General features: G+C 54.4%; 11 protein-coding genes. 3 read left to right on the top strand and 8 right to left on the bottom strand.

All coding sequences use genetic code 11. The features are described from left to right. Positions 1-94: 94 nt before the first annotated feature. From Q31a_RS10475 to Q31a_RS10455, 5 genes are all read right to left on the bottom strand, one after another. Positions 95-802 (bottom strand): metallophosphoesterase family protein, encoded by a 708-nt coding sequence (locus tag Q31a_RS10475; protein ID WP_145077303.1) that lies wholly within the window; start codon positions 800-802, stop codon positions 95-97. A 32-nt stretch (positions 803-834) separates the two neighbouring features. Further along, complete coding sequence (locus tag Q31a_RS10470) at positions 835-1,395, bottom strand: YqgE/AlgH family protein (RefSeq protein ID WP_145077300.1); 561 nt, start codon at positions 1,393-1,395, stop codon at positions 835-837. A 23-nt stretch (positions 1,396-1,418) separates the two neighbouring features. Continuing rightward, positions 1,419-2,444 (bottom strand): ketoacyl-ACP synthase III, encoded by a 1,026-nt coding sequence (locus Q31a_RS10465; protein ID WP_145077299.1) that lies wholly within the window; start codon positions 2,442-2,444, stop codon positions 1,419-1,421. A gap of 177 nt (positions 2,445-2,621) precedes the next feature. Continuing rightward, complete coding sequence (locus Q31a_RS10460) at positions 2,622-3,491, bottom strand: TSUP family transporter (RefSeq protein WP_231691231.1); 870 nt, start codon at positions 3,489-3,491, stop codon at positions 2,622-2,624. A 662-nt stretch (positions 3,492-4,153) separates the two neighbouring features. Beyond that, entirely contained in the window at positions 4,154-5,095 is a 942-nt protein-coding gene (locus tag Q31a_RS10455) for an NHL repeat-containing protein (RefSeq protein WP_145077294.1), read from the bottom strand. 373 nt (positions 5,096-5,468) lie between these two features. On the opposite strand from Q31a_RS10455, the gene ispG reads away from it, so the two are divergent. From ispG to Q31a_RS10440, 3 genes are all read left to right on the top strand, one after another. Continuing rightward, positions 5,469-6,635, top strand: coding sequence for a (E)-4-hydroxy-3-methylbut-2-enyl-diphosphate synthase (gene ispG / locus Q31a_RS10450; RefSeq protein ID WP_145077291.1), 1,167 nt, complete (start codon positions 5,469-5,471; stop codon positions 6,633-6,635). A gap of 71 nt (positions 6,636-6,706) precedes the next feature. Beyond that, positions 6,707-7,189, top strand: a complete 483-nt coding sequence (locus tag Q31a_RS10445; protein ID WP_145077289.1) for an ATP-dependent zinc protease family protein — start codon at positions 6,707-6,709, stop codon at positions 7,187-7,189. Positions 7,190-7,208: 19 nt separating this feature from the next. Beyond that, entirely contained in the window at positions 7,209-8,132 is a 924-nt protein-coding gene (locus Q31a_RS10440; RefSeq protein WP_145077287.1) for an endonuclease/exonuclease/phosphatase family protein, read from the top strand. 187 nt (positions 8,133-8,319) lie between these two features. Here the strand turns inward: Q31a_RS10440 and Q31a_RS10435 are convergent, their stop codons facing one another. The 3 genes from Q31a_RS10435 to Q31a_RS10425 form a co-directional block, all read right to left on the bottom strand. Beyond that, positions 8,320-8,991, bottom strand: a complete 672-nt coding sequence (locus tag Q31a_RS10435) for a hypothetical protein (protein WP_145077285.1) — start codon at positions 8,989-8,991, stop codon at positions 8,320-8,322. A gap of 44 nt (positions 8,992-9,035) precedes the next feature. Further along, positions 9,036-11,288 (bottom strand): ExeA family protein, encoded by a 2,253-nt coding sequence (locus tag Q31a_RS10430; RefSeq protein ID WP_145077283.1) that lies wholly within the window; start codon positions 11,286-11,288, stop codon positions 9,036-9,038. A gap of 319 nt (positions 11,289-11,607) precedes the next feature. Further along, entirely contained in the window at positions 11,608-12,786 is a 1,179-nt protein-coding gene (locus Q31a_RS10425) for a hypothetical protein (protein WP_145077281.1), read from the bottom strand. Between the last annotated feature and the right edge of the window lie 343 nt (positions 12,787-13,129).

The raw sequence follows: 13,129 nt of genomic DNA, 5'->3' as shown, positions 1-13,129 counted from the left end.
AGCCTGAGAGCCTCTATCGTCCAGTTGTTGAACTCCGAAGCGAGATCATTTGGCCGGGAATTGGGAAAAGTCAAACTAACTTGCCTTGAAATGCCTACGATCGGTATCGTCGCGCATTTTTCCGAATCTTTTGGACAATCTTCTTCAGCAAACGCCAGTTCTCGCGCAAATGCCCCTGCCTGGAAACCTGCCAGCTTTCCCAACTATCCACATCCACCGCCGTCAACCAGTTACCACCAAAACAGCAGGTGTCGATGCAGGTGAAATGACTATACCAACCAATCTGACCTCCAGTCTGGGGGGTGTGTCCGCAGTACACATGCTTGCCCGATACGTGGGGTTCCGGCCAGCGATCGTTCAGATGTTCCCAGTACAGCGCCAAATCGGGCTGCTGATCCAACGGTAGGTCCGCCACATAGTTGGCATGCACAAACATGGACTTTTCCGTCTCGTAGTGCGGAACACAGTTCTGCAGGAACTCGCGATGGCGATCGGGAACGTGATCCAGCAAACCACCGTAGCTGGTGAGCGTTTGACTGCCACCGTTCTGCATCCAAAGCGTTGGCTCTAGACCGCGCAAAACGCCGCTGAACATAATCTCATGGTTGCCGCGCAAGAATACCGTTTTACATCGCCCCTCGAGCTCCAAAAGCATATCGATCACCCCCCGACTGTCGGGTCCTCGATCCACATAGTCCCCCAGAAAGACTAAGCAGTCAGCGGGTTGAGGGTCGAGGATCTGCAACAGACCATCGAGAGCTTTTGAACATCCGTGAATATCCCCGATAGCAATCGTGCGCATAAACGCTTTACTTCGCCAAGATGGAATGTCGCCTAGTTGAAGGCTGGATCTTCGGGAATGCGCGAACGGTCAATCCCTCCGGCCAGTACATCGCGACCGATGGACTTGATGGCCGATTCCCACAATTCATCAACTTCGGTGAAAATGTGGTTGGGAGTCACATCCCACAACAGCCAATCCCCCGACTTGAGCTCGCGATTCAATTGCTCTGCTCCCCACCCGGCGTAACCGTCAAAGATTCGATAGCGGCCAGCCCCGACCTCTTCCATCTCATTGCCCACACAGATCTTTAAGATTTTGGCTTGATCCGAGGCAGCAAAAATCGCATGGTCGCCACTGGGACTCACCGCTTCTTGCAATAGCATCAAAGGACCATCCACGGGCCCTCCCCAATACACATTCGCATCATTGACGACGGACGTTTCCCCCAACTGCTCCATCAATTCTCCAATCGTGGCCTGCGTTGGACGGTTCAGCACTAGGCCGAACGCCCCTTCTTCATCGTGCTGCAAGACATAGACGACCGATCTCAAGAAATTGGGGTCGTTGAGGTAGGGAGAGGCAACCAGTGCGCGGCCTTGAATCGAGTCCATAGTACGGTATCACATTAATAGCATTAGGCGTCTGGGGCCGCCGATTTAGGAAGCCAAGTTTCTTTCCACGAGCAACCAGCCCAGGACCAGCCTACCCCAAAGCCGATCAGTAGTGAACTAGCCTGCGGCTTCAGCGAACCATCCTCCCGCATCTGTGATATCAGAATGGGAAGTGTACTTGAGACAGTATTGCCAACGTTTTGCAATCGAATCGGGAGTCGTGAGTCATCCAGGCCCAGTTGAATTTGCAGCTGTTCCAACATCTTACGAGTCGCTTGATGCAACAAGTAATAGTCGACGTCTTTTTCCTCCAGTCCAGCTGCCTTCAATACGTCCTGGACCAATTGCGGAACGGCCACGATCGTAAAATTCAAGAGGCTGGGACCATCCATGTACAATCGGCTCTTCCACCGCTTGCGGTGCCTTGGCTTTATTGCTGCATCGGGCTGCCGAGCACCGCCGTCAGCGACCAGAAGCGTATCAGCCCCACTACCGTCGGTTCCAAACTGAAATCCGCTGAGACTTTGGTTCGGCGACGCCTGAACCAATGTTGCTGCAGCAGCATCCCCAAATATCGTGCGGAGACTGCGATCGTCGGCATCGATATATTTCGAATAGGTTTCCGCCGTTAGCAAGAGGATATTGCTGGCCGCCCCACAACGAATTAAGCCCTCGGCCATCGCCAGACCATAGACAAAGCCCGAGCATCCCAAATTAAAATCGAGCGCTCCGCAGTTTTCTCGCAAACCGAGCCGCTGCTGAATCAAACAAGCAGTCGTGGGGAGCGGGTAGTCGGGAGTCTGCGTGCATAACAACACAAAGTCGATCGATTGTCGATCAACCCCATGTTCCGAGAACAATTTCTCGGCTGCAGCTACAGCCAAATCGGATGCAGTCTCATTGGGAGCGGCAATATGCCGACTGAGTATTCCCGTCTTTTCACCAATGAGCTGAAGGTCCCAGTTGGGAAACTCTGCCTGCAGCTGATCGTTCGTTTCAATACGCTCAGGTAAGTGAACGGCGATCGGTCCAATTTCGGCGAACGGCACAGGAAAATCCTTAAGAATCCAAACAAGCATTACCAGCAGCAGCCCTAAACCACCTGCCATTCGGACGAGATGTAGTCTGGTATGGACCGTAATTTATATCGGCACCGGCAAAAAACGGAAACCCGTCACCGCCCCCCGCACCCTCACGGTGAGGCAACAATAGGCCGAATCGTCAGCTCACGGACGGTTGAGCCAAGGCTCAAGCATCGAAGAAACAGCCAACACGATTAGACATAAGTAGGTAATTGGACGTAACCATCGGTCTCCAAACCAGCTACCGAGGCGTAGACCGAGTAACGCGCCGACGATGACCAATGGCACGGACAACAGGGCAATGCCGGCGGAGTACCATACCGAGAAGCCAAATCGCCAAGTCAACAATGCCATCTGGGGCCCAAAATTGCTAATGTACATGCTGAATAAGAACGCCCGCGCCCGATCGGCCGAAAAGCGTTGCCCATGCACCCACAACACCATGGGCGGCCCGCTCATCCCGGAAAGCCCCTGCAAGATTCCGCTCCCGCCAAAGGTGGCGGCCACCCAAATCGGTTTGTTGGCATTTTTCCACTCAATGCCCACCAACGATTGGAGCGCAACCGCAAACAGAATAATGCCTCCCACTAGTTGATTGACCGCGGCAGCAGACCAGGTCATTACGAAGCCCAGTCCTGCAACGCCAATCGGCAACGCTGAGATTCGGATAGCAGCAGGGACAACGACCTCTCGCAAATCAATACTGCGTCTCAGCTTCCAAACCGAGAGAAAGTTTTGAGCCAGCATCGCCGTGATTATCATGACTTGGGCCTCTACCAAGCTGTTCCCTGCCCACAACAGCAATGGCAGCCCGAACAACGCAGCAGCAAATCCAACCGTCGCCTGGACGAACGCGGAGCCCGCTAAAATTAAAATTGAGATCAAAACGCGAGGCGACCACTGGTCCGGCGACCACTCTTGCGTCGCAAACGCAATGAACTGCTGCGGCAATACATCGAGGCAATTTGCAAGCCAGTCATCCAGCTCCCCCCAAAAATTCTGCGCCAGGAACATGGCTGGCAAGAGCGTGATAACACTCCCAATGGTGCAGCTAGATAAACTCAGTTCGAAGACTCCCTGAAGAACCGAACGGTCGGCCGTTGATGACGCTCCCTGTACCGATCCCACAAGGTGGCACTATTGGCGGCTCGCCACTGCAATTGTAGAGTGCTCGCACAATGCACCAGCCCAAATGCGATCTTTGCCACTGAGTTTCCGCCAACCTAGTTTCCCTCACATAGTCCTGCGTCTACAGAATCCTGGGCTAAGAAATCCAGATTGAAAATCGCATCGCATAAAACGCAGGTGCCGCATCCAGAGCCAGAGCCTAGTCGCTCGGCACCTTCCCCAACCACTGTTCCTCAGGACCGAAACTCAGCGATCAGCCGCACCCGCCAGCTACAGGTGCATTCGCCACTTTGAAATTTGGCATCGGTGTGAAACAAGCAGATCCAGTGGTTTTCTTTTTCCTCGTTGCCCGCGGGGCATTCGCTCGAAATGATTTTTCGAATGTCAGTATACCCACTCACACATATATCCGCTCATGCAGGGATGGATTGTTTCAACTAGGCCACGAGTTCGTTTTAACGCCTCCCACGCAAGCTCTTCCCCAAGCACAGAGTTTGTGCCCCACAGGCATGCAATCTGAAAATTCAATCGAGAATCGAGGCAGAGCCTTACTTCGATTTTTGGATTTTGAACCACTCTTCTGCCTTCCCGTCGGCATCGATGCGAAACACCGCTTGAGCCCGCGGATCGACCACCACGAGTTGGTCGTTGGCATCCAACGCAATACCGACTGGCCCATCCAAAGGAGCTCCGCTGCTGAAGACTTCAGCGGCTGCTCCTGGCTTAACTCTCCATATCGCTTTCTTATAGCCGTCAGTGACAAAGGCTTCGCCGGCTCGATTCACCACGACTTGGTGAGGGAATTCAAAAGTGCGTTCTTTGACAATCGCTGTCACCTCCCCCGCGTCGGACACCATTAGCAACTGCTGCGGATTCTGAGAAACGACCCAAACGCGGTCTTGATGATCCGCGAACACACCGCGTGGATTGACGCTTGCCACCGCTTCGACATCGCCGGTTCCGGCAGGTATGCGCACGAGTCTTCGCAGCTCCAAATCAGCGACATAGATCGTTCCGTCCGACTTCACGGCAATGTCGATGGGAATTCCGATTTTGCCCCCCGTAATCGGTTTTGGCACCGCGTCGTCACCGATGCGATAAACCTCTCGCGTGGCTGAATCACCAACCAATAGCGTCCCGTCAACGTCGGTGGCAATCGAATAAGCGGCATTCAGAGGGGTACGAAACTTGGGCGAGCCTTCGAACAGGATCGATAGTTTCTCATCTTTCCACTGCCATACTCCGTGCAAAGAGCGGTCTGCTACAAAGGCATTGCCCTCTTTATTGAGGGTCACATCGAGCGGATAGACCTGCAGTGCCCCCCCCTGCGCTGCCGCGTCGAGCGAGGAGGACACCGCATCCTGCGCTGCAGCATCCTGTAAGATCGAGCTGCCGGTTGCAATCCAGCATGCAAGGCTGGCCATAGCCACCGCCTGCCAGGCTAGCCGAGGGAGAGTAGTGGTGATTCGAATTCGTGGGCGATCAATCATATGCATAGGTTTTCAGTGCTTTTCACGGATCACGATTCGTAACGAAATCGTAGCGTAAGGAAGTCGTAGGGAACGCATGCCGCCTGCTTTCCAGTGCCGCATTTCTAGTGGCAACTGGGGCCACGGCGAACGGTGCGTGCCGTTCTCAGTTTAATGCATTCCAGGGTGTAGGAAAGCTTTTCCAATGGTCGAAGGTAGCAAAACTTGCGTCGCCCTATCGTACCTCGCTAGTTTGCGACCGGAAGTGCGGTAGAATACTAAATCCTTGAATGTGAAGCCACTCGGGGGATTCCCCTTGCGATTGCCCTGCAGCCCTTGGCTGAAGCACTCTCCTTCTCGTCCAATTGGTCTTCCCCACACTCTAAAGCGTTTCATGAGAATTTCACGCAATCCAACGCGCAGCGTTCGAATTGGCTCGATCGAAATTGGTGCCGCACACCCCATCTCTGTCCAAAGTATGACAGCCACGCATACTCAGAATATCGATGCCACGGTCGGTCAGGTCAACGCACTTCACGCCGCCGGTGCTGATATCGTCCGCATTGCCGTAGATAGCGACAAAGATGCTGCCGCGCTGGCTGAGATCCGCGCTCAAACGTCAGCCAACCTCTCAGTCGACCTTCAAGAAAACTATCGCCTCGCCGCGAAGGTCGCGCCCCACGTCGACAAGATCCGATATAACCCGGGACACCTGTATCACCACGAGAAGTCTCGTCCCTGGCAAGAAAAAGTCGCGTTCATCGCCAACGTGGCTCAAGAGCATGACTGCGCGATCCGCATTGGCGTCAACTGCGGCAGTATCGATCCCGCCAAAAAATCGAAATTCGATCCTGCCGACGCGATTGGCCCCATTTTGGAAAGTGGTCTGGAACACTGCGAGTACCTGGAGGAGCTGGGGTTCACCCGCTTCGTCGTCTCGATGAAAGACAGCGATCCGTCGCAAGTCGTTACCATCAACCAGCAATTTGCAGCTCGGCGACCAGACATCCCGCTCCATTTGGGCGTCACCGAAGCAGGTTTGCCGCCCGATGGAATCATCAAAACGCGAATTGCGTTCGAACAGCTTATTGGACGAGGCATTGGCGATACCATTCGCGTCTCACTGACTGTGCCCAACCCACGCAAGCCGGAAGAGATCCAAGCCGGTCGAAGTATCCTCGACGATATCTACGCTGGCAGATTAAGAAGTGTCGTCGCACTCGATCCCACGGCGCTGAATATCATCTCATGCCCGAGCTGCTCTCGCGTAGAAAACGAAGCCTTCGTGGAATTGGCACAGGATGTCAAGGAGATGACGCAGTATGCCAAGAATCACGCAATTACCATCGCTGTCATGGGGTGCCGAGTCAACGGACCCGGTGAAACGGATGACGCCGATCTCGGTCTGTGGTGCGGCCCCACACGCGTCAACCTCAAGAAGGGCGAGGAATCCTTAGGGGCGTTTCCCTACGATGAAATCCTGGGCAAGCTCAAAGCTGAATTGGACAAGATCATTGCCCAACGCGAGGCAGTCTCCCAGACCTCCCCCATCCCTAAATAGCCCGGCACCGCCTCAGGCTCATCATCGGTATGCCTGCTGTAGTTGCAACAAGAACGCAAGGACTCAATGCAATGAATGTTCCAGGGGAAATCCAGGAGCCACAGCTAACGATTGGCTGGCGTGAGTTTGTCACGCTGCCGGAGCTCGGGATTCGGAATATCAAAGTCAAAGTTGACACCGGTGCCAGGTCGTCCAGCCTGCACGCTTACGACATCGAGCCCTTTCAACACGAAGGCCGAGAATTCATTCGGTTCAAAGTGCATCCACGCCAAAGAAGTGAGTCGAAAGTTGTCGAAACCGAGGCTCCCCTGCTCGAGTACCGACACGTTCGAAGTTCCAGCGGTGAATCCGCCGAAAGACCCGTGATCTTAACCCAAGTGCGTTTATTCGGCCGGGCTTGGCAGATAGAATTAACGCTCGCCAATCGCGACTCAATGGGATTCCGCATGCTGCTCGGGCGAGAGGCGATTCGGGGGAGCTGCCTGGTGGATTCGGGGAGGTCCTATCTCGCAGGTATCCCCAAACGCAAACGTAAAAAACAAAATCCAGATTGACCTATACACTCAAAGGTTCATGATGTCCCATCCGATGCTCCAAGCCCTATTGGGTTGCCTTCTTGTAGTCGCACAACTCATATCGACGACCGCTGCGCAATCCCCGCCTGCAACGCAAAGTGCCGACAGTCTGTCGAAGACAGATAAGCCGTCCATTGCTATCCTCTCCTACAACGTTCGCTACTTGAACAAAGGAGACGGTCTCGACGTTTGGGACAATCGTCGTGATAAGGTTGTCGAAACCATCCGTCGCGGCGAACTGATTGGTTTACAGGAGGTTGTGGCCAAACAGCTTGAGTTCGTAAAGCTGAACACGCCCAGCCTGGAGTGGTACGGCGTGGGACGCGACGATGGGACAGAAACCGGCGGAGAAATGACCGCCATCGGTTGGAGTAAAGAACGCTTTGAAGTCTCCGATAAAGGGACGTTCTGGTTGAGCGAAACGCCGGAGACGGTTGGCAGCCGAGGTTGGGATGCTGCTCTCCCGCGCGTTGCAAGCTGGATTTCGCTGATCGATAAGCAGACTCAGAAACCACTGCTATTCGTAAATACCCACTTCGACCATCGCGGTGCAGAAGCTCGTAAACAATCGGCAACTCTGATTCGCGACTGGATTGCGACCCACCGCAAATCGCGTCCCGCTGTTTTGGTCGGTGACCTTAACTCTTTGCACGATTCCGAACCACTGCGTGCCCTGGCGGCCCCACCGGAAGACGCAAGCTCAACGCTGTTGGATGCGCTCTCCCACAGTGCTCATCCACCCACCGGAGCAACTGGCACGTTCAACAGCTTTAAAGAGATCAGCGAAGGACGCCGAATTGATCATGTGTTTTTTGCGGGAGACGTCGAGGTTGACTCGTTTCAGACGCTGGATCCCAAGACCGCCAGCGGACGATTCGCCAGCGATCACCAGCCGCTACTGGTGCACGTCCAACTTCCCTAAAACTCCAGCGGCACGACGCACCGCTTACCCGCAATTGGCCCTACACCGCGTCTACCCTACAACACGCTTAACGGGCTGTTGAAATAGTAACCCGCCGCGTGAGCAAGGAAAGATAACCTCCGCTACCAGGCAATTAGAGCCACTAGCTCCGCATTAAAACTTAAATTGCTATTAAGTCAACAGCCCGTTAAGCAGCGCGGCGTTGCTCCCCAAGCTTTACCGATGGCGAGACCTCGCGGTCGACTTCCGAGGCGTAAGTCATGGAAGTGACCAGGGTCCCGGCCACAGTAACGCCACTGCGTCGATGCCAATCGATTTGAGTCTTAATCCAATCGGGCGAGGCGCAGGAATCGGGCCCTAGCAGAATGAATGCGTGATCGCACAAACGACCGAGAATTCGGCTTGGAACTTGGTGCATTGGCCCCAGATCGATAGCGATCAATCCGAAACTGCGCCGCCAGGCCCATACCCAGTGCGGCAGTCGCTCAAGTGACCAGGATGCAGTGCGTCCGATCGGAACCGGGACTTCCACATCAGACCATGCTCCAAACGGAGAACGTGTTGGTTTGGGAGCATTCGAGGACTGATCGACCTGGCGCTCCAAGTTTGTGCTGTGAAACACATTGAGCCGCAGAAGCAGCATGCGTGGATCCGCAACCTTGCTTTGCAACGAGCTTGCCAGCTTCGTTGCTAAGCCATCTACCGTTCGGCGGTCATTGGGAAATCGGCTACCGCTCATTACCCCCACGACTGCACACCCCGCCACACTATTCACTAGCGAGCACGCCCAGTCGTCGATTTGAGATCCCTGGCTTGCTTGGCTTCGACTTTTGTGCTCCGAACCAATACTCAAATTCATACCGTTGCTTCCTATCGAGGCCCAAACGGAACATCCATTCCTTCCTACTTGCGCAATCTTGCGAACAACTGGCTGTAGGGTGCAGTTGGCTTGGTCCCTTTATCAGAGGCCCCTTGCTCAGTTGCTTTTGCACTTACGGGAACGTCCTCCTCAATTATTAGCAGATCACGATCATCATCATACTCAGCCGTTTGCGTGAACAAATCTTCGTGGTTGGCATTCGACTTATGGAGTAGATAGACCTGCTCATTTCTCGAACTCGTCAAGGCTCCCAACGGCTGGGACTCGTCGACAGGCATCTCCGCAGGAAGCTGTTCTGGTGACTGGGGTTCAACGGAGAAAGCTGAAAAGTTGAGCTGCGAAACGATATCTTCGATCTCGTTCTGCAAATCCAACTCCCGTGACAAATCGGAGGAATTGACGTTCACCGACCAAGAATCAGCCTGAAGCGTGAGCTGGTCGAGGGAAGCCCCCTCTTCGCCAGCCGACTCGTTTTCCGTATAAGCCAGCCCCTGCAAGACTTGCTCGACAGTTACAGCGTCCACTTGCGATTCAGAATCGGCCTGTCGAGTTGAGTTTACGAATCCTTCGATCTCTGCAATATACTCTGCGGCTTCAGTTTCCAGGTCCTGCTGACCCGGCAAAGCAGTCGGTAGCGGAGCTTCAATGGGCTCCGCAGACTGACTAATATAGGCTTCGGTAGTTAAACTGCTGGAGTAGGGGATCAGCAATTCATCTTCATAGTCGTCGCCAAAGATGCGGGCCGAATCGACGATGCTAGACAACGCTTGGTGAATAGTATGTGTCGGCTCTGATGCCAACTCCTTCGACGATTTCACTTCGTCGCTTTCAGGCTGGCAAACTTTGAATGGGATTTCGCTATCCCACACGCCCATCGCTTCATACTCGGCTTGCTCATCCACCAAAGCAATCATCTGCTCGTCGGTCGGGCGTTTTCCCAAGAAGCCGCTTTCCAACCCGTACTTTTCGGCGTCGGTAGTACTCTCTGGGGCGTCCGCCCTACACACGGAAGACTCCAACGGTTCTGGTGACGATGCATCTTCTACGCCGGACGATAGCAGTTCAACCGCCAGCTCAGCTGCATCAACCTGTCCATCTTGCGCACCCTTGGCAGAGACGCATTGGGAGACAGAATCTCCCAGCGTCTGAGTGGGCTGCTGTTCCTGCGATGCTGAGTGTAGCGAATCAAACGCGGCAAAAAAGTTTGGCGTCCCAACATTGTCTACTGGTTCCAAGGCATAGCTATCCGACTCTTGATCGAAATCCACGTCTTCCGCTTGAGGTTCGAAGACGGCAATCTCCGGGCTCGCTTCACTGGAGACCTCGACTTGCGGTGCAGCACTCGCTTCTGTCGGTGCAGTAAACGCGATTGAACTTGTCGCAGGCTGCTCATCCAAGGCGCCAAACTCGACAGCCGATCCGGTATTGCCCTTCGCGGACTGTTCGCCGACGTGCCACGGAGCGGGCAATTGCTGTAGATCGGCCCACGCCTCTTCGACTAGACCTGCAGATATTGGCGACTGATTGTTAGAAACGGCTAATACTAGGGCGTGATCCATTAATTGATTGGTGATCCTTGGCAAGCCCTCGCAGGCCGAGTGCACGATATCCATCGCATCATGGGTAATGACCTCCGATGCCCGCACCCCAACCACTGCAAATTGGTGTTGGATATACTCGTGCGTTTGTTTCCGTGTCATTGACTGCAAATAGCAGCGAGCAGCCAACCGTTGATTGAACGATGCCATGCTGGGCTGGGCAAACACATCCTCCAGCTGCAGGTTCCCCAACAACAACAGGCGCGCACGTGGCTGACTATTGCGAGTAAAGTTGGTGATGATCCGCAATTCTTCGAGCAATTTGACGGGCAGTGTATGCGCTTCATCCACGATAATGAGCACGCCATCGGGGGCCGTCTCAGGAGATGGCTCCAACCGATCAAGGATCGACAGCCTCAGCTCTCCTTCGGAGTGATCGCGATAGGGCAATTGCAGCTCGAAGAGTATATTCTGCAACAGCGCACGACGACTACACAGGCGAGCAGAATGTAGCATTAGGACATCCAATCGCGTCGAGAGGTCTTCAGCTAGTACTCCGGCTAGCAAGCTCTTGCCGAGCCCCGCACCTCCCATAATCAAGACGGGGCCCTCCGCCCGCAGCGTCGCTCGCATGGCAGTTTGCCGAGCCGCTTCTATGCTCTCGTGCGGAAAGTAGAAACCTGTATCCGGGGTAGCGCGGAAGGGGCGAGCAGGCGATTGAAATATTTCAGCGTACATAGTAATCCAGAGTTCGAAACGGTTTCGATTTTGTAGAGTAACGCGTATCTAGTGCTGCGTCGCAACTTAGAAATCGCGCTGCAGAAAGGAGTCGTAAAGCATTGGTTCCGGGTGGAACCGCGAGCTAGCCCGCCCACATGAGTTTCAACAAACCCGAATTTGTGCGTGTATCCAAGACAGGCGTTCTCGTCGAGGACGCAGTGCTGACCAAAGTGGTTGAATGATTTTGTGTTTGCAGCATCTGGAGAATCCCTTCACCTGAAGACCAATAACTTCTACGTCCGAAAACTTCTAATGAGCTCGCCAACTGGCCAGCCTCTCAAGGCATGCCTTGAAACAATCGACAAAATGCAGCCAGGGGACTCGTAAAGAAGACGTCCCGCCACAGCGGATCCAACACGAATCGCAATACAATCATGTACATCCAAAACCAAAGGGCCCACTCACTAAATCGCGTCAGCTGTCTAGCAAATGCACGTTTGGCTGCAGTTGCCTTGTGACTCGCTGAATCGATCCAGGTCTCCCGGCCATCTGCGTGTGAATGCAGTTGCACTTCCGCCACAATCGGCACCCCTTCGAAGGCCAGCGCTGTTGCCACTCGCGGTGGATCATGGGCGCCTCCAGATTGCAGGTGAAATTGCGTCCAACCTGCCGACGCTCCCGCCGACAACCCAACAATAATGACACTGGCTGCCATCCACAATGGAAATGTTGTACTGCGTGCGGCCAACTCGGGAAGCTGTGCGATTTCCAGGACTCCCGCGGAATCTGCAATCCGCTGCTGCACTTGCTGGGTGTTGCGTTTCGCCGCAGAGCTGAGCTCGAACAGCTGAGCTTCGAGCTGCTGACGTTCCTCGGATTCAGCAGCATTTGAACTGGGCGTGGGAGCCTCAGCCGAGGATTGGGATGCCATGTGCACAGGCACCCGATTGGCATGCGCTGCCAGTGCGAAAGTATGCTCGTTGTCGTCTCCCGCTAGAGGTTCGGGAGTATTCAGAAAATCGTGTCGCATTAGATAATGCTTGGTCGTCTCCAACTGCCAAGCTAACAACCTTCCGTTGCTCGCAGCCTCGGAGTCCACAACTAGATCCGATGCCTCCAACTTGGTCAGCTTCTTCAGCCAGGCCTCGTGGCGTTGAACGGTATAGCCACGATTCCAACGACTACTGACCTCGACGAGGAAGAGACGCTGATTCCCATCTTGGCGAGCAGAGTCCAGCGGCGTCTCATCTAGCACCGAGATACCGGTCAAGAGCACAGGACTTTGCCCGACAGACTCCTCTGAGTTCGACTGTAGCTCCAGGGCGGCTTGCAACCGCTCGAGCCGTGAGGGAGAAAGCAAAACCTCGGAGCGCACCAAGTACTGGATCTGCAGCGGCGGCAAGAAATTCAGCGTGGTCAGCAGAACTGCCAGCGCGAAAACGACACCACACCAAGTGGCCCGCCTTCTCAAGGTTCGCGCGTCGCTTGCACCTTGGCACCGATTCGTAGCTGCCACGTTACCCCTCCATGGGATCTTTTTCAACTCACTGCCTCGACCATTCCGCTGTCCCTACCGTCGAACAACGCACAATCGCTAGAGACTCTTCAATCGTTATCGTCCGTAGAACCGTTAAAGTTTGACATAAATCCCGTTTCCTACCTAAAACTCTTTCGCCCCACCCAATTGACGCCCCCTCAACGCTCCCCCCTTCCCTTTCACTCCCAGCTCCCAAAGTGCCATCCACCTATCTCGCACATGTGCCCCCCATAGGTGCCCTTTCACTATAGGTGCCACCCATCTTTCACTATTCCCAATCACTATAGGTGCCACCCATCTTCCACTATTCCCAATAGGTGCC

Origin of the sequence: Aureliella helgolandensis, from assembly GCF_007752135.1 — a bacterium.
Classification (GTDB): domain Bacteria; phylum Planctomycetota; class Planctomycetia; order Pirellulales; family Pirellulaceae; genus Aureliella; species Aureliella helgolandensis.
This window is presented reverse-complemented; position numbering and strand designations above follow the sequence as displayed.

Excerpts from the sequence above, each read along its gene's own strand:
- Q31a_RS10475 (WP_145077303.1), bottom strand. The coding sequence starts at position 802 with ATGCGCACGATTGCTATCGGGGATATTCACGGATGTTCAAAAGCTCTC.
- Q31a_RS10470 (WP_145077300.1), bottom strand. The coding sequence starts at position 1,395 with ATGGACTCGATTCAAGGCCGCGCACTGGTTGCCTCTCCCTACCTCAAC.
- Q31a_RS10460 (WP_231691231.1), bottom strand. The coding sequence starts at position 3,491 with ATGTTCCTGGCGCAGAATTTTTGGGGGGAGCTGGATGACTGGCTTGCA.
- Q31a_RS10455 (WP_145077294.1), bottom strand. The coding sequence starts at position 5,095 with ATGATTGATCGCCCACGAATTCGAATCACCACTACTCTCCCTCGGCTA.
- ispG (WP_145077291.1), top strand. The coding sequence starts at position 5,469 with ATGAGAATTTCACGCAATCCAACGCGCAGCGTTCGAATTGGCTCGATC.
- Q31a_RS10445 (WP_145077289.1), top strand. The coding sequence starts at position 6,707 with ATGAATGTTCCAGGGGAAATCCAGGAGCCACAGCTAACGATTGGCTGG.
- Q31a_RS10440 (WP_145077287.1), top strand. The coding sequence starts at position 7,209 with ATGATGTCCCATCCGATGCTCCAAGCCCTATTGGGTTGCCTTCTTGTA.
- Q31a_RS10435 (WP_145077285.1), bottom strand. The coding sequence starts at position 8,991 with ATGAATTTGAGTATTGGTTCGGAGCACAAAAGTCGAAGCCAAGCAAGC.
- Q31a_RS10430 (WP_145077283.1), bottom strand. The coding sequence starts at position 11,288 with ATGTACGCTGAAATATTTCAATCGCCTGCTCGCCCCTTCCGCGCTACC.